Raw genomic sequence first — 22,514 nt, 5'->3', positions numbered from 1 at the left:
CGTACACGGCCGCAGCCATACGACGGAGGATGTCCCCGGCAGTATGCGAAGGCATGCGATGCGATTTCCAAGAATTCCGGCGAAAAGTCTAAGAAGGTATTTTTAATTATAATTACAATAACTTACGATATTTTTTTACTTCGGCATAGTTCAGGTAGGTGACTGGCGATTGACCGATAAAGCGGGGCGCTGGCCAATCGCTTACCGGTCACAAACCGCCTGCGCCGCCGCAATCGCCGCCTGCCCCAAGGCCAGGCCACCATCGTTTGCAGGCACTTTATGATGCAGCAAGACCGGGACATCCCCCAGCGCCTGAATGGTCAGATCCAGCAAGAGGGCGTTCTGATAACACCCGCCTGAAAGCGCCACGGCCTTGGCTTTCCCGGTTTCGACCAATCGGCGGGCCCGCCGGGCAAAGCTGACAGCCAACCCCGCATGAAACCGCCACGCCATGACCGCTGGTGCGGCCCCCTGGACGTAGTCCTTGTGCCACGCAGACCAGAGCGGCGCATCATCCAGAGCGCCGCCCATCGCATCGAGACCAAAGGTGTAAGCTGCATCAATGCTTTCAGACGGAGCGCACAGCGCCAACGCCTCCAGCCACATCGCCGCCTCTCCTTCGAAGGTTTGGGCGGCTTCAAATCCCAAGGCTGTCGCGAAGGCATCAAACAAGCGTCCCGCAGAGGAAGACAGGGGCGCATTCATCTGTGCCGCAATTGATTGCCGCATGAGGGCGTGGGGCGCATGCGGCAGCAGCATTTCAGCCACGTCAGGCATTCCCGCGCGATCGAGCCGTGCCAGCAGATTGCGCCAGGGTTCACGATTGGCCGCATCACCACCCGGCAAGGGCGCGGGCGCCAGATGGGCCACCCTCTCAAATCCGGCATAGTCGCCCAGCAAAAGCTCCCCACCCCAGATCGTACCGTCTGACCCCAGCCCCAGACCGTCCAGAACGATCCCGGCCACTGGTCCTGCATCCACGGCCCAACCGTTTTCCACCATACATGCCGCCAGATGCGCATGATGATGCTGAATGTCGATCAGCCGACTACCCTGTGCGCGCACGCGCGCATGCTGAGACGATCGGTACTCAGGATGCAGATCACAGGCAAAGATGCTGGGCACGTGGTCAAAAAGGTCTGCATAGTCAGTGTCCGCCCTGACGAACTCGTCCCAGGTCAGCGCATCGTCCAGATCCCCCAGATGGTGAGAAAGGAGCGCTTGCCCGTTTTTGATCAGACAGATGGCCGATTTTAGATGCGCCCCGAAGGCCACGACCTGCGGCGCGTCGTCAAAACCGTCAGGGAGCGGTAGAGTTTCAGGCACCTGCCCTCTTGCCCGACGCAGGATCATCGGACCGTATGCCGTGTTGCGCAGCACACTGTCATCCAGCCTGCGGGCGATATCGCGGTCATGCATAAGATAGCCATCGACCAATTGGTTCAGCTTTTCGCGCGCTTCGTCGTTGCCGATCACCTGCGGTTCCCCCGAAAGGTTCCCGGACGTCATCACAAGCGGGCGTTCCACCGCCCCCAGCAGGAGGTGATGCAACGGAGTATAGGGTAACATCCAGCCAAGGCGCGGCTGGTTCGGCGCGACTTCGTCCGGGAGCGCAGTTTCCTTATGCAGCAACACGATGGGCGCGGAGGGATCACGCAAGGCTCGCCAATCGACATCGGTTGCATCCGCATAACGCGCGATCTCTTGAACACGGCCCATCAGGGCAAAGGGTTTGCCGGGCCGGTGTTTGCGCCTGCGCAGCTCTGCCACCGCTACCGGATTGGTAGCGTCACAGCACAGATGAAAACCACCCAACCCCTTGACCGCAAGGATCGCACCCCGCCCCAAGCGTTCTGCTGCAGTGGCAATGCCGTCAGGCACGCGCCCCGCCCCATCTTCGAACCACACGGATGGTCCACAGTCGGAACAAGCCACCGGCTGCGCATGAAAACGACGATCCGCCGGGTCTGCATATTCGCGCGCGCAGGCCGGGCACATCTTGAAAGGTGCCATGGTGGTTCTGGCCCGGTCATACGGCAAGCTATGAAGGATCGTGAACCGCGGCCCGCAATGGGTGCAATTGGTAAACGCATATCCGCGCCGGCGCGGATCATCGCCCTCGATATCCGCGATGCAGGCCGCACAGGTTGCAGCGTCCGGTGTCACCCGCGTCTCCGCCCCGCTGCCTTCGCTTTGAACGATGTCGAACCGGGTTGGCGGTTCCCGAAAGGCAAAGTGCTCCACCTCGACCGCATCGACGCGCGACAAGGGCGGAGCGTCATCGTCAAGGGCCGCTATGAAGGCGTCGGGTGTGTCGGTGCACGCGTGTATCAGGACCCCCTCGGGGTCGTTCAACACATTCCCCGTAACTCCGAACCGGCGGGCAAGTTGCCAGACAAACGGGCGAAAGCCGACGCCCTGCACCTGACCGCGCACGCGGATGCGCAGCCCGTCGGTCAATGGACCGTGCACACCATGCAGGGATCAAAGCTGCGCACGATATGCTGGACACTCAATGGCGTGTCCTCGCTGTCGCCTACGGCTGCCCCGACCAAAGCGGCCTCAACCGGGCCTGGCGTTCCGTTCGCGTCGCGCGGGCTGAAGTTCCAGGTGGTTGGCGCGATGATCTGGTATCCGGCGATCTTGCCAGCTTCGATCCTGATCCAATGCCCCAAAGCACCACGTGCGGCTTCGACCAACCCCTCTCCTTCCCCCTCTTGGGGGACGGCGACATCGTCCATGAACCGTGATTCCGGTTTCAGGGCGGCCACCCATTTCTCCAGCAGCATTTGGGTTCTGGCGATTTCCAGCAGGCGGCCAATCACCCGCGCCTGAACATTTGACCCCGCCAAAGCGAGCGCCAAGGCACCTGCATGCCCGCCCACCACCTGGCGGGCAAAGGCACCGGTTTCAACCGTGCGCCCGGCGAGGCGTGGGGCCTTGCACCAGCTGTATCCGGGGTCGCGCATATCCTCATCCGGTACGGTCTGCCCCTGCGAAGGATGCGCGCCCTCACCCAACATCCAGGCATGGCTCAGGTCTTCTCGGATTGTGTCCGTGTCGATCGGCGACAGCACACCATTTTCCCAAAGCCCCGGACCAAAGCTGCGGCCCTCGGGCAGCGGATAGGCTCCAAAGGACATGTAGCGGCCCGGCCCTGCCCCCATCGCGCCGAGGTCCAGATCGGCCGCGATCTCGTTGAACAGACCGGCATCGCCATGGGCCCAACCGCGCAACGCATCCGCCGTGCCCAGATGTGCGAAATCCTCGACGGCTGCGCCAAACAGAACTGTTTCAAGGTAACGGCGGAAGGCCGCAAGCGTTGACATCATTCGAATGCGGTCACGCGCCGTGGGTGCACGTGTGACTCCACCCGGCTGTATCGCCAGCGTATGGGGCCACTTGCCGCCCAGCAGCCCGACAATATGGAGGATTTGTGCTCGCGCATCGACGCTCGCCCGCACAGCAGAGCCTTCCATCGCGGTAAACCGCTCGGTCGCACGGCTGTGCCAGCCTCGGCCAGCATAGGCGGGGCGTGCAAAATCGGCACAGAAGAACAGGTTGAAATGCGTCAGGTGATCGCAAATGTTCTCGATCCCATGCAGGATCGCGGCCACCAGCGCGCCCTGTGGCGCCGGAGGTTTGCCTGCTGCGGCCCCCAATGCGGCGGCCGCGGCCGCAGACTGGCTGATCGAGCAGATGCCGCAGATGCGCGGCGTGATTGTGAGCGCGTCAATCGGGACTTTGCCCAGCATCATCTGCTCAAACCCGCGAAACATTGGAGAGTTGGCATAAGCGTTGGTGACGCGCCCCTCTGCCACCTCAAGCCGGATCTCAAGATCACCTTCCACCCGGTTGAAGGGTCCTACAAGTAGGCTCCGCTGGCTCATTTCTTGCCCGATGTCAGATTTGGCACGACCTTGACCCGGTCTGCGGTTGCGTTCTCGGCCAACCTCTTTGGTGTCGCGGCTTTTGACAGCGATGCAAGCGCCATGAACCAGGCCTTGGGCATGTCTGAAGGCAGACCAACGGGGATGCCCGCAAATTTCGGGGTCTGTGTGAAGGGGTGGCGCGGTTCTTCGAACTCTGGCGCTGTGCAATTGATACAGGGGTATCCCGCGCGCGTGCATGATCCGCCGCCATTCCAGCCTCTGATATTGCAATCACCCGAGGCTTGCGTGCCGACACATCCCAGATGCTCCATCATGCACCCCATCTGGCTCAGTTCCTCGGCGCTGGCCTTGTATTCATAAAACTCATTCTTGGGACAAGCGTGGTGCACGAGGTTTTCGGCATAGAACAGGGGCCGTGCCAATTCGTCCAGATCCGCCGCCGACAGCGCGCCCGCCTTCAACAACAACAGTGTTTCGGTCACCCAATCGGGGTGCGTGGGGCAGCCCGCAACATTGATCACCGGCAGCCCGGATTTGGAGCGGAACGCGACCGGCAAGGCCCCACCGGGCTGGTCGCCATCGTATTGCAATCCAATGGCACCCGCAGGATTACCGCCTGCCGAGGTGACGCCGCCAAAGGTTGCACATGTGCCCACGGCGACCACGTGATGCGCCAGCGGTGCCAGGCTTTGCACCCAATCAAGCATCGACCGCCCTGTCCCCGACAGTATCTGGAACATCCCGGTGCCTTTGGGGCCAGTCAGGATTGACCCTTCGACGCACAGCACGTCCAGGGGACGTTCACCCGTTTCAACCTGTGCCAGAAGGGTGCGGACTTCACCCCCGGATTGCTCGGAAAGTGCGGGATGCCAGAGAAAGCTGATCCCGGCACCGCCCAGCAGGTCAAAGACACCGGGCCCTTCAGCGCAAAGCAAGGACATCGTGCAACCGCCGCACCCTGCTGATTGTAGCCACAAGACATTCATGCCTCACCCTCCGCAGGTAGTCGCAACTCAAAGCATGTCCCTTCCGGGCCGGTCTCAAACAGCGTCAAAGACCCGCCATGCTCTTCCGCGATCTTGTGTGAGATCGACAGGCCCAGACCTGTGCCTTTGCCGACGGATTTGGTGGTAAAGAATGGATCAAAAACCGAATGCGCGGCAGCCTCAGGCACGCCAGGCCCGTTGTCCAAAAGGTGCAATACTATCGCGTTGTCTCGTTCAAAAATCCTCAGGTGTATGGACGGCGCACCAGTGTCCTCAAGCGCATCGACAGCATTCTGCACAAGGTTCATGACAATCTGCTGAACGTGACCAGGGTTGCCCATCGCCGGACGCTGCGTTTGCGCGTCAAAGGTCACCTTCACAGGCGTCTTTGTCCCCCGGATGACCCAATCGGCGGCGGTGCGCGCCGTTGTCATCAAATCAAAGCTCACCACCTCGCCCGAGCCATCGGCGCTGAGCCTGCGCAAGTCTTCAACGATGTCGCGCACCCTTTCGGCACCGTCCTTGGCGCCATCTATAGCGCTGCGCAGGTTCTTGAGCGTCCGGTCAAGATGCAATTCCTGGCGCAGGCCAACAAGCGTGGCCCGGTCGGCGCCGGATTGAACCGCCTCGAAATAAGTCTCAAAGCGTTGCGTGTACTTCTCCAATGCATGGGTATTGGCATAGACAAAGCTGATCGGGTTGTTCAACTCATGCGCAACGCCCGCCACCAGCCGCCCCAGCGAGGCGAGCTTTTCGTTGCGGACCAGATGGCTCTGCGCCTCTTTTAGAGCGATGTGGCTTGTCTCCAGATCAGAATAGGCGCTGCGCAATTCCCCAACCGGGCGTCCTACCAAGACCGACCCACGGCTCCGCCCGCGCTCATCCAGCCGGGGGCCAACACTCAGTTCCAGCGGTGTGGGTCCGCTGTCTGTCGCGACTTCGATCTCAAGCGTTGTCGCCTTGCGCCGCATAATCACGTCATCAATGACCTGCCGCAGCTTTTCACGCTGCTCAGGCACCACCATATCATCGACCAGCGCACCAATGCGTGCCGGGTGATCCTCTCCCAACACCTGCACAACTGAACCGCCTGTACGCTCGATCATGTGATTGCGATCAACAACCAGCAAAACGTCGGACACCGAAGACAGAACCGACGCCATGAAACGCCGCAAATCATCAAGCTCGTTGTTTTGCGCTTCCAGCCGTTCCTGATAGGCCACAAGTTCGGAATAGGTGCGGTCAACGGCGCTGATGACGTCGCTCCACGCGGCGTCACTGAACGTTTCGGTCTGATCACGCGGTGCAGGTGCCATTGATCCCCAATCCTTGGGTTGATCGTATGCGCAATTGCGCGGCAAGGGCAATCACCCCGCGATGTTGCTGTCGTCGTTGGGCAAGGTCGACACGCGTGGCCCGGAAAGGTTGTCCTGTCGGATGATGACCGCATCGACCACAAAGGTTTCCCAAACGTCTGCCCGCTTCAGTGGATCCTTGTTAAAAAGGGCAAGCACGCTCTCCCGATCCGGCGCCTCCAGCAGGAAGAATGACCCGATCATCCCCGTACCCTCATCCTCGATCAAGGGCCCGGACAGCAGCACCTGGACCCCAAACGCGGCGGGCGCTTTGTCCAGATATGCGCGATGTCCCTCCAACGCGGCCATGCGACGCGTGAGCGCATCGGTTTTGTCCTTGGCGTGAACCACAAACCGCATGCCTCCTCCTACTCAAAGACCAGGCTAAGGGCGGGAACCAGGGTCAATATCAGCGTCACGATCGTCATCATGATCACGAACGGAAAAGTGCCGATAAAGATGTCGCCGAGGCTTGTCGACCGGTCCGATATCGTTGCCTTCACCACATAGACCGTCAGCCCGAATGGCGGCGTCAGCAGGCCAATCTCGACCGCGATGACGGTCACGATCCCAAACCAGATCAGATCGCCGCCAAGCCCGCTGACCACAGGCAGGGCCAAGGGCAACAGGATCAGCATGATTGACGTGGAATCGAGGAACATTCCCATGATCACCACCAAAACGAGATAGATCATCATAAAGCCCATCAGCCCGAACCCGGCCTGTGCAAAGAACATCGTGGCTTCTTGAGGGATCGTCGACAGAGACAGCATGCGCGAATACATTGATGCCGCGATGATCAGCAGCAGGATCGAGACCGAGACCAGCCCTGTGTCCACCAGAACCCGCCATAGCCGCGACCACGTCAGGCTCCCTTTCAGCAACGCCACGACGATCGCGGCTGCCGCACCGGCTGCACCCGCTTCGGTTGGTGTGAAAACACCCGAATAGATGCCGCCCAGGACGATGACGACCAGCGCGGTGATGGGCGTGAGTTTGATCAACGCGCTTTGCCATGTCTCACCCTCAATCACGGTGGGTTTGTCGGACTGCATCACCATCTTGGGCCGTAACCGGGCCATCAGATAGATGCCGGTGCCAAAGACAAAGGCCAGCAGTGCACCGGGGACAATCGCCGCGAGGAACAAGGCGCCGACCGATTGCTCGGCCAGAACACCATAGATGATCAGCAGCAGGCTTGGCGGGATCAACATGCCCAACACGGACGACCCCGCAACAACCCCAAGCGCAAAGCGGTTGTTATATCCGTTCGCCACCATCTGAGGCACCGCCACGCGCGAGAAGACCGCAGCTGAGGCAATCGAAATCCCGGTGATCGAAGCAAAAACGGCATTCGCAGCAACCGTCGCGATGCCAAGCCCGCCGCGAATGCGTTGCAGCATCCACGCCGCGACCCGGTACGCATCGCGCCCGATATCGGCAATATCGACGACAAGCCCCATCAAAACGAACAAAGGTACGACACCGAACAGATAGCGGTTGATCGCCCCGTCTGCCGCCAACGCAAGCGAGCGCACCGCAACCGTCGGGTTGTCGCGAATGAGCCAAATGCCGAGAAAGCTGAGCAGGATCAGAACGACTGCAATATGCGCGCCTGACAGGATCAACACGAGCATGAATGCAATTGCGGCAAGGCCAACGCCGATGCGGTCCAATTCCGCAAAGACCAGCGCATAGCCGACCGCGAGAACCGCCGCGAACACAATCAGCACCGGCCATCCCCGCGGCGTCGTCAATACAGTGTGCCGGACGCGCAATGGCGCGGCACGGTTATGTGCAAGTAGCTCTTTGAGATCGACAAGGGCTTGCGTGGCAAAGGCCAGACAAGTCAGCAGCGATCCACCAAACAGACAGGCCTTTATCGGCCAGACGGGTGCCGTGAAAACGCCTTGAGCACCGAAAAATTCGTTTTCGACCCAAGCATCAACCAGCTTTGGCCATGTGCCCTGCGCGATGAGGGCAAAGACAACGATGCCCGCGATATGAAAGACAAGACGCATGACCGCTGCCGCAAAGGGCCTGTGTGCCTCAAGCGGTCCGATCAGAATGTCGGTCCGCGTCATGCGCCCACTCATCAGAGTGTGTGCGGCCTGAAGAAAGACAATTGCGACGATAGAATTTGCGACCATCTCAGACACGCCCTGGATCGGCGCGTTGAACAACGTCCGCCCCAGAATATCGCCGCATATCAGCAGCATCAGGCAGAATATCCAGATCGAAGCCGCGCCGCTGATAACGCCGGTGAGCGCGGAAACCCCGCTCACCGTTTGGTCTACACCTCGCCGAAAAAGCTGGTTGGACACATTCATGATGGCCCCCTACTCGCGCGCTGACCAGTCAATGCGGGTCTCAAGGTTCGCGGCTTTGACTTTGTCCATATACGCGTTCAGCACAGCCCCTGCACCGTCGGCGGCGTTTGCATCAACCCAGTCTTGCGCGAGGTTTGGCAAACCATCGACCCAGGCCTGGATGTCGGCAGCGGGCAGCTCTGATACCGTGGCCCCAACCTCGGGCAATTTTGCCAGGAAGTTGTCGTAGCGCGCCATGACCTCTTCGGCATGTGCAACGGTGTACTCTTCGCCCAGTTCGGTCAGAACGGCGCGGACATCATCGGACAGCCCATCCCAGACATCCTTGTTGATCCCAAGGCCACCCGTCATCTGAGCGCCCAACCCAACAAGCGTCACGTAAGGTGCGACCTCATAATGCTTGTTCGGAAATGCCCCGGTGATGATCACCACAACACCATCAGCCACGCCTGTCTGGATCTGGTTATAATACGTCGGCAAAGCGCCATTTACGGGCACCGCCCCCACTGATTTGATCCAATTGGCCGAGGGCCCAGGCGCAATGATCTTGCGCCCATCCAGATCGGCCAGCGAATTGACCGGAAAGTTCGTGAAGAGGTGATAGGTTTCGACCCCGCTGGCCCCCAGAAAGACAACATTCTGATCTTCCCACGCCGCCTGAAGTTCAGGCATCTCGCGGTGCAGAGTGTTCATGATCTTGAGCGTTTCGACCAGGTCATCGGACACGAAAGGCGTGAAGTAGGTGATGTTCTGCAACGGCATCTTTGAGCCTTCCCAGAGCGTGCCTACCCAGCCCGCATCGGTCAGCCCATCGCCCACCGCCTCAAGCGTATCCTTAAATCCGTAAAGCGCCCCGCCATAGGTTTCAGTCCACTCGATACGGTCCGCCGAACCCATCGCCTCAAGGCGTTCGTTGGATTTGGCCACGACCGTGGTCGACAATTGCCCGACCCACGGCAAAACTGTCGGGTGGCTGGACGCCATGGTCAGATTATAGGTTTCAGACATCGCCGGCGTGGCGATCATCAGGCCCAGGGCCGCTGCAGACAGCAGACCTTTGCAGAATGTTTGCTTTTTGACTGTGGTATTGGTCATTTTTGGTTCTCCTCCCAGTTCAAATGATGTGCTTTGGCACAACAGTGGATTTTCAGTGCTTCAAAGCGTTTCGCAGACTTCGTCAAAGGTCATGCGGGGCAGTCGCCGGAAAATCTTGGACGTGTCGGCGTAGCCAAGGTTCACAAGGAAATTCGATTTGATCGACGTGCCGTGGAAAAACTCTTCGTCGAGTTTCGCGTTGTCAAAGCCTGACATTGCCCCGACATCCAGACCCACCGCTCGGGCCGCCAGCATGAAATATGCACCCTGAAGCGTGCTATTGCGGAATCCATTGATCTGCGCGGCCGTCGCGTTGTTCTTGAAGATATCCTGTGCGGCCGGATTGGGTGGAAACAGGCGCGGCAGTTCCTCCCAGAAATTCAGATCATAGGCGATGATGGCCGTTACGGGGGCTTGGCGCATCTTGGCCCGGTTACCTTCCAACAGCGCGGGTTCGAGGCGGTCCTTGGCGGTTTCAGAGCGAATGAAAATCACGCGCATAGGCTGCTGGTTCATGGACGTCGGACCCATGCGCGCAATCTCGAACAGCTCTTTGAGAGTGTCTTCTGAGACATCTTTGTCCTGCCACCCGTAATGGGTGCGCGCCTCGCCAAAGAGAAGGCGCAATGTGTTTTCATCCGCTGTCAGCGCCTCGGCCTGAAAGGCTGCGGCGGCTGCGCGCGCTGCGTCGTCAGCAACAAGGTTGGGATCGGTCATATGTTGTCCTCCTTCTTTCGTCACAGGCCCAGGATTTCGCGGGCCTGCGCAACTGTTGCCACAGGGCGCTCATGTTGCGCGCAGATCTCGGTGACGCGTTGGACAAGGGCGGCGTTGGACGGTGCCAGGCTGTCCTTGGACAGTCTCACGTTGTCTTCCAGACCTGTGCGCGCATGTCCGCCCGCGCCGACAGACCATTCGTTCAGCACGATCTGTGCCGGGCCAATTCCAGCTGCGCACCACGGTGCGTCATCTCCGAAAAACCGTTTCACGGTTTCGACGTAAAAGTCGAAAACCTGCCTGTCCGCGGGCATCGCGTTTTTGACCCCCATGACGAACTGCACATAAGGCACCCCGTTCAACTGCCCTTTTTTGTGCATCTCGGCGCATTTCAGAATGTGAGACAGGTCAAAGGCCTCGATTTCAGGTTTGACGCCATAGGTTTGCATTTCGGACGCCAGCCAATCCACAAGATCGGGCGGGTTCTCGTACACCCGTGTCGGAAAATTGTTCGATCCCACTGACAAGGACGCCATGTCAGGACGCAGCGGCAGCATTCCGCCCCGTGTCTTGCCCGCGCCTGATCTGCCTCCGGTCGAAAACTGGATGATCATTCCGGGGCAATGCGCCTCGATCCCTTCCTTGAGGGCCGCAAACTTATCGGGATCGCTCGAAGGGCTTTCATCATCGTTACGCACATGGGCATGGACGATTGTTGCCCCCGCTTCGAACGCCTCCTGCGTGCTTTCGATTTGTTCCGCGACCGTGATCGGTACAGCCGGGTTATTGGCCTTGCGCGGCAAGCTGCCGGTGATGGCCACACAGATGATGCAGGGCTTTGTCATGATGCAGGCGCCAAGACAAAGTCGTGCACCACTTCATAGAACGGCCCCTCTGCCCCTTCTGCTGCGATACGGTCGGGATCATCAATCAGGTCGAACTTGGCCAGAAGGCTTTCCTTGACGCCAAAGACCGCATCGGAATGGATATATTTGTCGTCTGGGTCAAAGATGTGGGTAACGAGGGTCTCGTAGCCGTCGGCCTCAAGAATGTAGTGCAGGTGCGCGGGCCGGTATGGGTGGCGACCCAGGTTGCCCAACAACTTGCCGACCGGACCGTCATCGGGGATCGGGTAAAACCGCGGTTTTGCCCCCCAGAATGTATAGTTTCCGTCGGGCCCCGTCCGAAACACGCCGCGCAGGTTGAAATCAGGCTGGATTCCCTTTTGCTGCACGTCATAGAACCCGTCATCATTGGTTTGCCACACGTCGATCTTGACGTTGTCGATGGGTGCGCCTTTGGTATTCAGGATGCGCCCTTTGATCAGCATGGGATGGCCTTTGCCATCGAGACAGATGTTGGAGCCCATCGGAGATTCCGGCACATCAGGCACATGGAACGGACCCAGCACAGTGGATTCTGACGCTCCGCTGGGTTTGCGGTTGTTGATCGCGTCCACCAGCATCGAGACGCCAAAGATGTCACTAAGCAGGATGTATTCCTGGCGCCAATCGTCTGACATGTGGCCGGTTTCCGTCAGGAATTTGATCGCGGTCAGCCATTCCTCCTGAGTGGGTTCAATCTCTTTCACCGCTGCATGCAGGTGCCGGGTGATCACCCCGATGACCTCGGCCAGGCGCGGGTCAGTTGTGTCGGCAATCCGGCTGATAACAACCTCGGCCGAGTTCTCTTCGGTAAAGTAGCCTTGTTCGTGATTTGTCATGATCGCCTCCTAGCGTGCCAAGATGGATGTCAAAACGCGGGTCAGTTCCGCACGGGGATCATCGGCGAGTGCATCGTTGCGCCAGCACACGTGCTGGTCGGGGCGGGTCAGGATGCAGCCTGCATCACCGACTTCACGGGCGCGGGCCCAGTCACCGGTATGATCCACGTATTCCTGCCGTGGGCCGATCACGTGCGCCTCTAGTTTAATGCCCAGATCGGCGGCCACTTGTGTCGCGGCCTCGGCCCAGGCTTGACCGCCAAGGCCCGTGAACAGAGTAAAGGCGCCGCCGCCTGCCAGATCGAGGGTCGAGTGTTTTTCGCCCGCCGCATCAAAAAGCCAGGCATGCGGAATACGCGCGCCGGGCCAGGTGGTTGGCTGGTAATGCAGATCGGCGTCCAGGGTGAAAGCGGGCTCAACCTGGCCATCGGTCACCGTCGCATCCGACCGGTAACGTTGGTTCATTTCGACGCCGTGGGCATCGAACTCGTATTTCTTGAACGCGATTGCCGCATTCAGGGCCGCCCGTTGCGCCTCGGCCTCTGGTGTGGTGCCACAGCGGGCGTCCATGTTGGCCTTGATTTGCGCAATATCCGAACCGCCGGTCATGCCGAGCGCTTCAAAGATCGGGCCGAATTCGCCGATGGATTGGTTGGCACGGGTCACGATCTGTTTGGCGACCGGCGCGCGTTCTTCGGAATAGGTGTCTAGCAGGGCCTCGCCCGCCTGCCCCTTGACCACAGCAGCGATTTTCCAGGCCAGATTGAATGCGTCCTGGATCGACGTATTCGACCCCAACCCGTTGGAGGGCGGGTGCCGATGCGCCGCGTCGCCCATGATGTGAACACGGCCCTTGGACATTTGCGTGGCGTAGCAATCGTTGACCGTCCAGGTGTTGGCGCTGATCAGGTCGATCTCAAGCTCGGGGTCGCCCACCAGCTGCCGCGCCACATCCGTGGCCATCGCCTCGTCCACCACGGGGGCCGCTTCATTGATGTCATAGCCCCAGACGATCAACCACTCGTTCCACGGCCGAATGCAGCGGACAAGCCCCATGCCAATCCCGCCCACATTGGCGCCCGGCTGCATCACCCAATAAAGTACCGAAGGACGGTGAGCGACGTATTTGGACAGATCCGCCCGGAAATAGATGTTCATCGAACCGCCGACACCCATCTTTCCCTCGAACGGCAGGTCCTCGTTTTCAGCCACGAGGGAATTACCGCCATCCGCCCCGATCAGGTACTTGGACCGGATCGTGATCTCTTTGCCTGTCATCCGGTCCAGACAGGTGGTTGTGACACCATCTGCATCCTGAACGTGGGACTTGTATTCTGTACTCATCCGGGCGCGAGTGCCGCGTTTGCAGGCGGTCTTGAAGAGGATGGGCTCCATAAAGGTTTGCGGCAGATCGTTCATCAAACTGGGCGAGGACAGAAGATGTTCGGCCTTGGACAGCGGATGCGTGCCCCAGGATTTCATGCGGCCGATCTCTTCGCCCGCGAGGCTTTCGCAAAAGACGTTTTCGCCCATCAGGCTTTGGTCCATCGCGTTGAGATACACCTCGTCCTCGACTTCCCGGCCCAAATCGCGCAGCACCTCCATCGTGCGTTGGTTGGTGATGTGGGCGCGGGGCGTGTTGGCCAGCCAGTGATAGCGGTTGATGACGATGTTCTCGACGCCATAGCTGGACAGCAGGGCCGCACTTGTGGAACCTGCAGGCCCGGTTCCGATGATCAGCACGTCAGTTGTAATATCCGCCATGTTTAGTCCTCCGATGATGTCAGTTTGCCGCCCGACAAGGTGCGGCGAATGGGGAAAAGGTGCAGGCCGGTCCGCTCTGACACGAGGCCCCAGAGACCGCGTGGGGCGACCAGCATGATGACGATGGCCAGCACACCAAGCGTCATCAGGTACCAGCTGCCAAAGTCGGCCAGCAGCGATTGCAGGGCAAAGAAGACAAGCACGCCCAGGATGGGCCCTTCGATGGTGCCGATGCCGCCGATCACGACGATAAAGATCACGTAGGCTGTCCAGTCGGTGACGCTGAAGGCGGCATCGGGGCTGATCCGCGCCTTTTGCATATAGATCAGCGCACCGGCGAGCCCGGTGCCAAAGGCGGAAGTGAGAAACACGATCCACTTCATCCGGCCCGCATCTACCCCAACGGATTTCGCGGCTTCGGTGTTGTCGCGCACCGCCGCGAGCGCCAAGCCCCGCCGCGTGCGTAGCAACCAATAGATGCCGCCGATTGTGGCGAGTGCAAGGATCAACGCCAGCCAATAGGCCAGGATATCGCGCGCCGCAGCCGAGCGGACGCCCAGCATGTCCTGGATCAACTCGACAAACCACATGTCGCGCGTTGCATCACGGGGTAATGATGTACCGGTGCCGCCTCCCAGTGTTTTCCATTGGGCAACCAACAGGCGCACCACTTCGGCGATGACCCAAGTGCCGATGGCGAAATAAGCCCCGTTCAGGCGAAAGGCGAAAAAGGCTGTGGGCACGGCAACGATCAGCGCAGCAACGCCACCGAGCAGGATTGAGGGCACGGGGTCAAAACCCATGAGGATCACCACGCCGAACATCGCATAAGCGCCCATGCCCACAAAAGCCTGCTGCCCGATGCTGACCAGACCGCCATAGCCGGCCAGCAGGTTCCAGAATTGCGCCAGCACCAGCATCGTCAGAATAAAAAACATGTCTTGGATCGTGCCGCGCCCGGCAAAGAAAGGCAGGGCAATGAGAACGACGATCCCGATGGCGCCGGCGATGGCCGCAACGCGCGAGGCAGAGGTTTGGGTTGTGACGGTATAGGACATCAGTCATTCGCTCTCGGAAACAGGCCGCGTGGGCGGACTAGCAGGACAATCAGGAAGGCGACATGGCCCGCCAGGATCTGCCATTCGGGGTTGATTGCGGCCCCCACGGTCTGGGCGACACCAATAATGATCCCGCCCAACAACGTCCCCCAAAGAGAGCCGAGGCCGCCGATGATCACCGCCTCAAAGGCGTAGATCAGGCGCGCAGGGCCGATGTTGGGATCAAAATTCGCCCGCAAACCCAGATAGAGCGCAGCGATAGTGACGATAACCAGCGCGATGCCTGTGGCCGTGGCAAAGATATTGGCGGGTTTGATTCCCATCAGGCTCGCCGTGGTCGCATCATCCGACGTGGCGCGAAAGGCGCGGCCCAATTCGGTGCGGTAAAACAACTGGTTGAGGCCCACGATCACGAGAACGGCGGAGGCGAAGGTCAGCAACGGCATAACGCCAAGAGCAATCGGCCCCACATCGACCGAGGCCGTGGTCAGCGCGTTGGTTGGAAGCCGCTGACTGTCCGCAGAGAACCCTTCGAGCAGCGCGTTTTGCAGCGCAATGGACAGACCAAAGGTCACCAGCAGCGGCGGCAGGATGTCGTCCTCCAACGTCCGGTTCAGAAGGAACTTTTGCAGCCCCCAGCCAATCCCGAACATCACCGGCATTGCGGTCAGGACGGCGACGAAGGGCGACAGACCCAGCAAGGTCACAAGCACCAGGATCAGGTACGCGGCCATCACGATCAGATCGCCATGGGCCAGGTTCACCAGCCGCATGATCCCGAAAACGAGGCTGAGCCCCGAGGCAAAGAGCGCATATAGGCCACCCAGAAGGATGCCTTGCAGCAGCGTGTCGACCCAGATCAATGGCTTGCTCCGAAATAGGCGTTGTGAATGTCGTCGCGGCTGAGCGTGTCGGGGGTGCCAGACAGGGTGACCCGCCCCTCCATCATGCAATAGACGCGGTCGGCGACGGCCATGGCCTGGGCGATGTCCTGTTCCACCACGATCATCGAGGCGCCTGCCGCCTTGATCTGTGGAATGGCCTTATAGATGTCCTTGATCACGACAGGGGCGAGGCCAAGGCTGATCTCGTCACAGAGCAGGACGCGTGGATTGCTCATCAGCGCCCGGCCAATGGCCACCATCTGCTGTTGCCCGCCCGACAGGGCCGTGCCCGGATTGTGCCGCCGCTCGCCCAAGATGGGAAAGAGGTCATAGACGGTGTTGAGGTTCCAGTGCCCCTCGACCTTGCGGCCATAGGTGCCGATCAGCAGGTTTTCCTCGACGCTGAGCGAGGGGAAAAGCTTGCGCCCCTCGGGCACCATCGCAACGCCTTGGGCCATGATCTCGTCGGCGGGGTGCGCCCCGATGGGCGTGCCGTCATATGTCACCGCTTGGGCCGCGTTGCGCAATACGCCCGCGATGGATCGCATGAGCGTCGTTTTTCCCGCGCCATTGGCCCCGATGATCGCGACGGTTTCAGCCTCGTTCAGAGCGATATCCACACCAAAGAGCGCCTGAAAGTCACCATAATGGGCGACAAGACCTTGGGTTTGCAGCAGTGCCATCAGACTTCGATCCCCAAATAAATCTCCTGCACCTCGCGGCTGGCCATGATCTCGTCCGGTTCGCCAAGGCCAATGACCTTGCCAAAGTCGAGGACCAAGAGCCGTTCCACCACCGAGGTCAGAGCGTGCAGCACATGTTCGATCCAGATGATCGTGACGCCTTGGGCGTGAATGTCTTTGATGGTGCGGATCAGTGCCTGGCATTCCCCTTCGGTCAACCCCCCCGCGATTTCATCGAGAAGCAGCAGCTTGGGCTGGGTCGCCATGGCGCGGGCCAGTTCCAGCCGCTTGCGTTCAAGCAGTGACAATTGTCCGGCGGGCGTGTTGGCACGGCGCAACAGCTCGGTGCGCTCCAGCACGTCAGCGCAATCGTCGCGCACCGCGCGTTCCGACAGGTTCCGCCCATGGGTCGCAGCAACAAGAAGGTTTTCGTAAACGGTCAGTTTTTCAAAAGGTTGCGGGATCTGGAAAGACCGCCCAATGCCGGTCAGGCACCGCTCCATCGCTGACACTCTGGTCACATCTCGGCCTTCAAAATGAATGCTGCCCGCATCTGATCGAAGGTTGCCGGTGATCAGGTTGAACAGGGTCGACTTGCCCGCCCCGTTAGGTCCGATGATCCCCAGCGCCTGACCTTGGGGTACATCGAAACTGGCGTCATCAGTCACGGTCAGGGCACCGAAACTTTTGGACACAGATTGCAACGAGAGGATCGACATGACGGTTTCCTTGGCCCGACTGCGCAGACCGTAAAGAGAGGGAGCGCGCACCCCGCAACCAGTGCGGGGTGCGAAGGGTGGGTCAGGAAATTTCTTCCATCGTGCCACCCGTCGGGATGTTCGGATGGTCAGAATTGTCCACGATCACCAGGTCATAGCCGCCACCGTCCTTGAGCCGCCATTGCCCGCCGACCAGCGGCGTTTTGGCTACGTTGGCCGCCGCAAAGGGCGGCAGCCCCGCGCCGTCAAAGGCGATGCGGCCGACCATGCTGTCGAGCTGTGTCGCCGCGATGGCTGATGTGACTTCGTCGGGGTCACGGCTGTCTTCGACCCGGGCCATAACGTTCGCGGCCATCTCAAAGAGGGCGTGAGCAAAGCCGATGGGTTGGGTCCACTGCTTGCCTGTCGCGGCGGTATAGCCCGAGGCCAGTTCAGCCGCGGATTGTCCCGTGAGCGAAGAGGCAAAGGGATGGCTGGGCGACCACCAGACCTCGGAGCTGAGATTGTGGCCTTGATCACCCAACGCCTCGACGGCTTGGGGAAAGAGGATGGCCTTGCCGATGCTCGCGGCCTTGGGCGTAAACCCCTGCTGCTTGGCCTGGGTCCAGAACGTGGTGAAATCGGGGGGGATCGGCACGCCGGTCACGATCTCACAATTGGCCGCCTTGAAGGCGTTGATCTGCGCGCTGAAATCATCCGTCAGGTTCTGATAGCGGCCCGTATCGGTCAGCGTATAACCCTGGGCATCCAGAACAGGCGGGAAGCCCACGTTCGGATCGCCCCACGCGTTGCCATCCCCATCATTTGGGAAGATCGCACCGACGGATTTGTTGGTATCCAGCTGATTCCACATGGCCGTAAAGGTTGAAATGACGTCTTCCAAGCCCCAGAAAAAGTGAAAGCTGAAATCGAAGGGGCGCCAACTGGCAGGATCGCCGGGGTTGCCTTGCTGGCCGATAAAGTAAGGCTGCCAAGGGGCAACAGTCGAGATCACGGGGATCTCTTCGGCCTCGCAGGTGGTGGCGACGGGGTTTGTGGTTTCGGGGGTCGAGGCCACAAGCATCATGTCGATTTCATCGTCGATGATGAGTTCCTTGGCGACTTCGGCGGCCCGGTTGGGGTTGGACTGGCTGTCCTTGACGATGACTTCGAAATTTGCACCGACCTCGGATTGCAGGAACCCGTCGATGATGTACTGATCCGCGTCTGAGAATGCCGCCAGCGGCCCTGATTGTGGGCTGACATAACCGAGGCGGATTTTGGCACCTTGTGCCAAAGCAGGCGCGGCAAGGCCCCCAGCCGCCAGTGTCAGTCCCGTTGCGGCGGTCGATTTAAGTAGTGTGCGGCGTGTGATCATGATGTCCTCCCTGACCTCAATCAATCCTTGGTGTTTGGTGGTTTCTCAGTGATGCGGCGCGTACCCTGCCCACGCAGCCTGAAGCAGCGCGCGGATGTCATCGCGGGTCACCGGTTGCGGGTTTGGATACGGTTTGGTGGTCGCCAATTCGGCGGCTCGATCCAGATCGCTTTCCTGCAAGCCGAAATCGCGCAGTGCGAGCGGTGCATTCATGCGTTGGGCAAACTTGTGCAAGGCTGCGCCCGCATTGGCGCCGCCCAGCAGATCGCAGATTGGTTGCAGTTCCGTCGCGGCTGCACGCGCGTTGTAAGCGATAGCATGTGGCAACACGACGGCGTGGGTCTGCGCGTGGGGCAGGTCAAACGTACCACCCAGCGTGTGACAAAGCTTGTGATGCAGGGCCATGCCCACTTGGCCTAGAACGGTTCCGCAGGCCCAAGCGCCGCGCAGCGTCGCCTCGCGGGCCGCCAAGTCTTCGGGCGACGCGACCACACCGGGAAGCCCATCGACCATCGCACGCAGCCCCTCCATGGCAAGGGCATCGGTCTCGGCTGTTCTGTCGGTGGCATAAAGCGCCTCGGCGGCATGCGCCATTGCATTGAGTGCCGACGTCACCGTCATCTCGACCGGCAGACTTACCACCAGTTCCGGATCATAAAGAATGACCTCGGGTAGAACCTTGGGGTCTGTCAGGGTTGTCTTGATGGCATTCTCGGTCTGCCCGAGGATTGGAGTGGCCTCACTACCGGCGTAAGTCGTTGGGATGACGATCTGGGGAAGGTCGGTGCGATATGCGATAGCCTTGCCAAGCCCGGTGGTTGACCCACCCCCGATGGAGACGATGCAATCCGCCTGCACGTCTTTTGCGTGCGCGACGGCTTCTTCCGTTACCTCGACGGGCGTGTGCATGGCAGCCCTGCAAAAGACACCCGCGGCATATGTCCCAAGGGTCTCCGCCATTTCCATCGCCGCGTCCGACTGTTGCGGGGTCGAAAGGACAAGCGCCCTTGCGCATCCCAACCGGTCAACTTCGTCACGAACCGAATGCCGGATCGACGCGCCGAACAGGGTTCGAACTGTACTGGCTTCAATTGTCGCGACGTTCACCATAAGGCCCCTCCCACAGGTCGTTGAGCCTTTGATAACCTTCCAAAATCGATCAGTTGATCGAATCTACAACAGTCAATATAACTTTGGGTTATGAAGATTGATCCAAACCACCTGCAACTGCTTGCCGCAATCGTCGATGCGGGCGGCCTGAGTGACGGCGCGAGGATTGTCGGCAAATCGCAGCCCAGTGTGTCGCGGACCATCATGATGATGGAAGCGCGTTTGGGATCGCGGTTATTCGAGAAGGGTAAGCGCCCCTTGCGCCCGACAGAGCTTTGCCTCTCGCTTGCCCTGCAAGGCCGGGTCATTGCAGAGGCCGCGCAAAGGGCGGAAACGGCTGCCGATCTTTACAATGGCGGCAAGTCAGGAACTGCACGGCTCGCCGGCACGCCGATCTTTATGGATGGCGTTATCGCCAGCATGATTGCCTCATTCCAGACCGCTTTTCCCGAAGTCGCCATTCACCAATCCTATGGATATCTTGCGGATCTGACAGAGCAGCTGAATGTCGGAAATATTGATATCGCGATCTGCCCCGTGCGCCGCGACAATGTTCCACCCGGCCTGAATTTCAAACCCATCCTCAAGGGCAGAAACGTGATTGCCTGCGCGCCCTCCCACCCGTTGGCGCGCAAGTCTTCGCTGAAGCTGGCCGAAATCGCGGACTTTCCCTGGATCGCCCCGCCAGCCGACAGCCCGCTTTACGAGGACCTGCTGCTGGCGCTCCGATCTATCGGTATCAAAGACTTCAAAGTAAGTTTCACGGGTGGGTCACTGGCATCAATCGTCAGTATTCTAGGCGGGTCTGACGCACTGACGGTACTGCCTTTTTCGGTTGTCTTCATGCAAAGGCACAGCAAGGCGGTGGCATCCCTGCCGATCAAGATCGAACATCCCGACCGGGAATTGGGCCTGCTTTGGCGCGAGGACCGACAGCCACGGCCCGCCGTCAAACGATTCAGCAATTACATAGAATCCGAATTCTCCGGCCTCGGGCAGCACATCAGCCAAAGCGGGCGAGATGAGGTTTGGCGGGCGTAAACCCGTCGCAGTTGCTGAACTGTGACAGCACGCGAGACAGTGTGATTGCGGCTCGCCGTCACACGGCCCTCAACTTGCCTTTTCAATCAGAGTGTCGCCCAAAATCACAGCGTCCAGGCCGCTGGTCGCGAACACGGCAAGCGCGTCTTCCACCGTATGAACAATGGGCTTTCCCATGACATTGAAGCTGGTATTCAGCACGACCGGCACCCCAGTGCGTTCCCCCACAGCACTGACCACATCATGCATCCACGGCGCGCTCTTGGGGGTAACAGTCTGTAACCTGCCGGTCCCATCCTCGTGCACGGTCGCTGGCACCTGCGCGCGTTTGTCGGCACGCCAGGGCAGGGTCATCGACATGTACGGCGATGCTTGGGGTCGTTCGAACCATTGGCTGATGTCGTCCATGCGAATAACCGGCGCGAATGGTCTGTAAGCCTCGCGCCCTTTCACGTCGCGGTTTATCCGGTCTTTCATGTCAGCGGCACATGGGCTGGCAAGGATCGAACGATGTCCAAGCGCGCGCGGCCCCCATTCTGCGCGGCCCCGCATCACGCCAATGATCCGCCCCGCAGCAAGCAAATCCGCCACAGCGTCGGCCCCCCGACCGGTGATATCCGTGACCCGGCAACCAAGACGCGATCCATTGAGGCCCTTGACGCTTTGCAGGTTCGGCTGGCTCCCAAGATATGGTGACCCGTCGTGCTGTGGAATTTTGGTGCTTCCGGTTTCCTCCATCCAGGACAGCAAAGCGGCCCCGATCGCATTGCCGTCATCCCCAGGCGCCGGAGGGACAAAAACAGGGTCGAAGGTCAGACGATTTGCGATTGTCCCGTTATACGCCGAGTTCAGCGCACATCCGCCCGTCAGGATCAGTGGCGTCGGTTCATCGCGTATCTGAGCGGCCGCGAGGACTTGATCCGCAAGCTGCGCAAAGGCAGCTTGGCCACTGGCCGCAAGATCGGCAGCCGTCATCACGGGGTCATGCGGATCACGCGCATGCACCGCCAGCCTTGATTTCGCCGATGCCAGAACGGTGTGGTCAGCCAGTTCCAATCGACCTTTGTTGATGCGCAACACACGCGCAATCGTATCCCGCAGGTCCGGTTGAACCGTGCCATAAGCCGCCAGGCCCATGACTTTCCATTCTTCACCAGCCACCCAGTCAAACCCGCACAGTTCGGTAATCCATGCGTACAAAACGCCGAGGCTACCCGGACCCCAGGACCGCGACCGAAAAGAAAGCGTGCGATCCGTCAGGGCAAAAGTGGAAACCGCACCCACCTCCCCTGCCCCGTCCAACACGACACAGGCCGCGTCTGAAACAGGCGCAAAGGCGCAAGCGGCGACGGCATGGCACAAATGATGATCAAAGCGGCGCGGCTCGGGCGTGCTGTCGGTCAGACCCAAACGCATCAGGGCGACACCTGCACCTTGCTGCAGGCCTGCATGGATCACAGACAACCACGCCGCTCCGCCAGCCTCCAGAAAACTGGCCCCCAGAAAGGCGTTTGTCGTCAGATCAGACTTGTCCGACCGCGAAGACGGCTTTGCAGCGGCGGTACGACGCCAGGTCGTCGCAACGCGCAACTCATCGTGCACCGCATCAAATCCGGAAGCGGCCAAAGCGTGTCGGACGTGCCCAAGGTGATCCGGCGGCGCGCCCCACGCTCTTTTGTCCTGCAAGACACGCTCTGTTGCTTCGGCAAACAAAATTGTCCCATCCGGGCCCACAACCGCAAGTGCCGGATCGTGACCCGAGGTAGACAAGCCGAGGTGAAAGACAGGCATGAGCGATG

General features: G+C 60.0%; 19 protein-coding genes. 1 reads left to right on the top strand and 18 read right to left on the bottom strand.

All coding sequences use genetic code 11. The features are described from left to right. Nucleotides 1-201 precede the first annotated feature (201 nt). From hypF to Q1A44_RS20840, 17 genes are read right to left on the bottom strand one after another with little or no spacing between them, the layout of a single operon-like run. On the bottom strand, nt 202-2,472 hold the full coding sequence (gene hypF / locus Q1A44_RS20925) for a carbamoyltransferase HypF (RefSeq protein ID WP_299629183.1): 2,271 nt from the start codon (nt 2,470-2,472) through the stop codon (nt 202-204). Continuing rightward, complete coding sequence (locus Q1A44_RS20920) at nt 2,457-3,890, bottom strand: nickel-dependent hydrogenase large subunit (RefSeq protein WP_299629181.1); 1,434 nt, start codon at nt 3,888-3,890, stop codon at nt 2,457-2,459. The genes hypF and Q1A44_RS20920 overlap by 16 nt, the downstream gene beginning before the upstream one ends. Then, the gene (locus Q1A44_RS20915) at nt 3,887-4,879 is read right to left on the bottom strand and encodes a HupU protein (RefSeq protein WP_299629179.1); all 993 of its coding nucleotides are present in this window, start codon (nt 4,877-4,879) and stop codon (nt 3,887-3,889) included. Before Q1A44_RS20915 ends, Q1A44_RS20920 begins: the two co-directional genes overlap by 4 nt. Next, complete coding sequence (locus Q1A44_RS20910) at nt 4,876-6,195, bottom strand: ATP-binding protein (protein ID WP_299629177.1); 1,320 nt, start codon at nt 6,193-6,195, stop codon at nt 4,876-4,878. The genes Q1A44_RS20915 and Q1A44_RS20910 overlap by 4 nt, the downstream gene beginning before the upstream one ends. A gap of 51 nt (nt 6,196-6,246) precedes the next feature. After that, the gene (locus Q1A44_RS20905) at nt 6,247-6,594 is read right to left on the bottom strand and encodes a YciI family protein (protein ID WP_299629175.1); all 348 of its coding nucleotides are present in this window, start codon (nt 6,592-6,594) and stop codon (nt 6,247-6,249) included. An 8-nt stretch (nt 6,595-6,602) separates the two neighbouring features. After that, nucleotides 6,603-8,519 (bottom strand): TRAP transporter large permease subunit, encoded by a 1,917-nt coding sequence (locus tag Q1A44_RS20900; RefSeq protein WP_366942621.1) that lies wholly within the window; start codon nt 8,517-8,519, stop codon nt 6,603-6,605. 54 nt (nt 8,520-8,573) lie between these two features. Next, nucleotides 8,574-9,659: a C4-dicarboxylate TRAP transporter substrate-binding protein gene (locus Q1A44_RS20890; RefSeq protein WP_299629172.1), complete on the bottom strand. Its 1,086-nt coding sequence runs from the start codon at nt 9,657-9,659 to the stop codon at nt 8,574-8,576. 60 nt (nt 9,660-9,719) lie between these two features. Further along, nucleotides 9,720-10,376, bottom strand: a complete 657-nt coding sequence (locus tag Q1A44_RS20885; RefSeq protein ID WP_299629170.1) for a malonic semialdehyde reductase — start codon at nt 10,374-10,376, stop codon at nt 9,720-9,722. 20 nt (nt 10,377-10,396) lie between these two features. After that, nucleotides 10,397-11,221, bottom strand: a complete 825-nt coding sequence (locus Q1A44_RS20880; protein ID WP_299629168.1) for a 3-keto-5-aminohexanoate cleavage protein — start codon at nt 11,219-11,221, stop codon at nt 10,397-10,399. Beyond that, the gene (locus Q1A44_RS20875) at nt 11,218-12,099 is read right to left on the bottom strand and encodes an intradiol ring-cleavage dioxygenase (protein WP_299629166.1); all 882 of its coding nucleotides are present in this window, start codon (nt 12,097-12,099) and stop codon (nt 11,218-11,220) included. The genes Q1A44_RS20880 and Q1A44_RS20875 overlap by 4 nt, the downstream gene beginning before the upstream one ends. Nucleotides 12,100-12,108: 9 nt before the next feature. Beyond that, a complete protein-coding gene (locus Q1A44_RS20870; protein WP_299629164.1) occupies nt 12,109-13,863 on the bottom strand; it encodes an FAD-dependent monooxygenase in 1,755 nt (584 codons plus the stop codon). A 2-nt stretch (nt 13,864-13,865) separates the two neighbouring features. After that, nucleotides 13,866-14,921, bottom strand: coding sequence for a branched-chain amino acid ABC transporter permease (locus Q1A44_RS20865; RefSeq protein WP_299629162.1), 1,056 nt, complete (start codon nt 14,919-14,921; stop codon nt 13,866-13,868). Then, nucleotides 14,921-15,784, bottom strand: coding sequence for a branched-chain amino acid ABC transporter permease (locus Q1A44_RS20860; RefSeq protein ID WP_299629160.1), 864 nt, complete (start codon nt 15,782-15,784; stop codon nt 14,921-14,923). Before Q1A44_RS20860 ends, Q1A44_RS20865 begins: the two co-directional genes overlap by 1 nt. After that, on the bottom strand, nt 15,781-16,488 hold the full coding sequence (locus Q1A44_RS20855) for an ABC transporter ATP-binding protein (protein WP_299629158.1): 708 nt from the start codon (nt 16,486-16,488) through the stop codon (nt 15,781-15,783). Before Q1A44_RS20855 ends, Q1A44_RS20860 begins: the two co-directional genes overlap by 4 nt. Continuing rightward, on the bottom strand, nt 16,488-17,258 hold the full coding sequence (locus Q1A44_RS20850; protein WP_366942620.1) for an ABC transporter ATP-binding protein: 771 nt from the start codon (nt 17,256-17,258) through the stop codon (nt 16,488-16,490). Before Q1A44_RS20850 ends, Q1A44_RS20855 begins: the two co-directional genes overlap by 1 nt. 31 nt (nt 17,259-17,289) lie before the next feature. Then, nucleotides 17,290-18,564, bottom strand: coding sequence for an ABC transporter substrate-binding protein (locus tag Q1A44_RS20845; protein ID WP_299629156.1), 1,275 nt, complete (start codon nt 18,562-18,564; stop codon nt 17,290-17,292). A gap of 45 nt (nt 18,565-18,609) precedes the next feature. Further along, complete coding sequence (locus Q1A44_RS20840) at nt 18,610-19,674, bottom strand: maleylacetate reductase (protein WP_299629154.1); 1,065 nt, start codon at nt 19,672-19,674, stop codon at nt 18,610-18,612. Between the two features lie 90 nt (nt 19,675-19,764). Between Q1A44_RS20840 and Q1A44_RS20835 the strand changes: the two genes are divergently transcribed. Further along, a complete protein-coding gene (locus tag Q1A44_RS20835; RefSeq protein WP_299629152.1) occupies nt 19,765-20,715 on the top strand; it encodes a LysR family transcriptional regulator in 951 nt (316 codons plus the stop codon). A gap of 69 nt (nt 20,716-20,784) precedes the next feature. Here the strand turns inward: Q1A44_RS20835 and Q1A44_RS20830 are convergent, their stop codons facing one another. Then, nucleotides 20,785-22,506, bottom strand: a complete 1,722-nt coding sequence (locus Q1A44_RS20830) for a carbamoyltransferase C-terminal domain-containing protein (protein ID WP_299629149.1) — start codon at nt 22,504-22,506, stop codon at nt 20,785-20,787. Between the last annotated feature and the right edge of the window lie 8 nt (nt 22,507-22,514).

It is taken from the genome of uncultured Tateyamaria sp., from assembly GCF_947503705.1.
In the GTDB taxonomy this organism is placed as follows: domain Bacteria; phylum Pseudomonadota; class Alphaproteobacteria; order Rhodobacterales; family Rhodobacteraceae; genus Tateyamaria.
This window is presented reverse-complemented; position numbering and strand designations above follow the sequence as displayed.

Coding starts and splice junctions, on each gene's coding strand:
- Q1A44_RS20920 (WP_299629181.1), bottom strand. CDS start 3,890: ATGAGCCAGCGGAGCCTACTTGTAGGACCCTTCAACCGGGTGGAAGGT.
- Q1A44_RS20915 (WP_299629179.1), bottom strand. CDS start 4,879: ATGAATGTCTTGTGGCTACAATCAGCAGGGTGCGGCGGTTGCACGATG.
- Q1A44_RS20910 (WP_299629177.1), bottom strand. CDS start 6,195: ATGGCACCTGCACCGCGTGATCAGACCGAAACGTTCAGTGACGCCGCG.
- Q1A44_RS20905 (WP_299629175.1), bottom strand. CDS start 6,594: ATGCGGTTTGTGGTTCACGCCAAGGACAAAACCGATGCGCTCACGCGT.
- Q1A44_RS20890 (WP_299629172.1), bottom strand. CDS start 9,659: ATGACCAATACCACAGTCAAAAAGCAAACATTCTGCAAAGGTCTGCTG.
- Q1A44_RS20885 (WP_299629170.1), bottom strand. CDS start 10,376: ATGACCGATCCCAACCTTGTTGCTGACGACGCAGCGCGCGCAGCCGCC.
- Q1A44_RS20880 (WP_299629168.1), bottom strand. CDS start 11,221: ATGACAAAGCCCTGCATCATCTGTGTGGCCATCACCGGCAGCTTGCCG.
- Q1A44_RS20875 (WP_299629166.1), bottom strand. CDS start 12,099: ATGACAAATCACGAACAAGGCTACTTTACCGAAGAGAACTCGGCCGAG.
- Q1A44_RS20870 (WP_299629164.1), bottom strand. CDS start 13,863: ATGGCGGATATTACAACTGACGTGCTGATCATCGGAACCGGGCCTGCA.
- Q1A44_RS20865 (WP_299629162.1), bottom strand. CDS start 14,921: ATGTCCTATACCGTCACAACCCAAACCTCTGCCTCGCGCGTTGCGGCC.
- Q1A44_RS20855 (WP_299629158.1), bottom strand. CDS start 16,488: ATGGCACTGCTGCAAACCCAAGGTCTTGTCGCCCATTATGGTGACTTT.
- Q1A44_RS20845 (WP_299629156.1), bottom strand. CDS start 18,564: ATGATCACACGCCGCACACTACTTAAATCGACCGCCGCAACGGGACTG.
- Q1A44_RS20840 (WP_299629154.1), bottom strand. CDS start 19,674: ATGGTGAACGTCGCGACAATTGAAGCCAGTACAGTTCGAACCCTGTTC.
- Q1A44_RS20835 (WP_299629152.1), top strand. CDS start 19,765: ATGAAGATTGATCCAAACCACCTGCAACTGCTTGCCGCAATCGTCGAT.
- Q1A44_RS20830 (WP_299629149.1), bottom strand. CDS start 22,506: ATGCCTGTCTTTCACCTCGGCTTGTCTACCTCGGGTCACGATCCGGCA.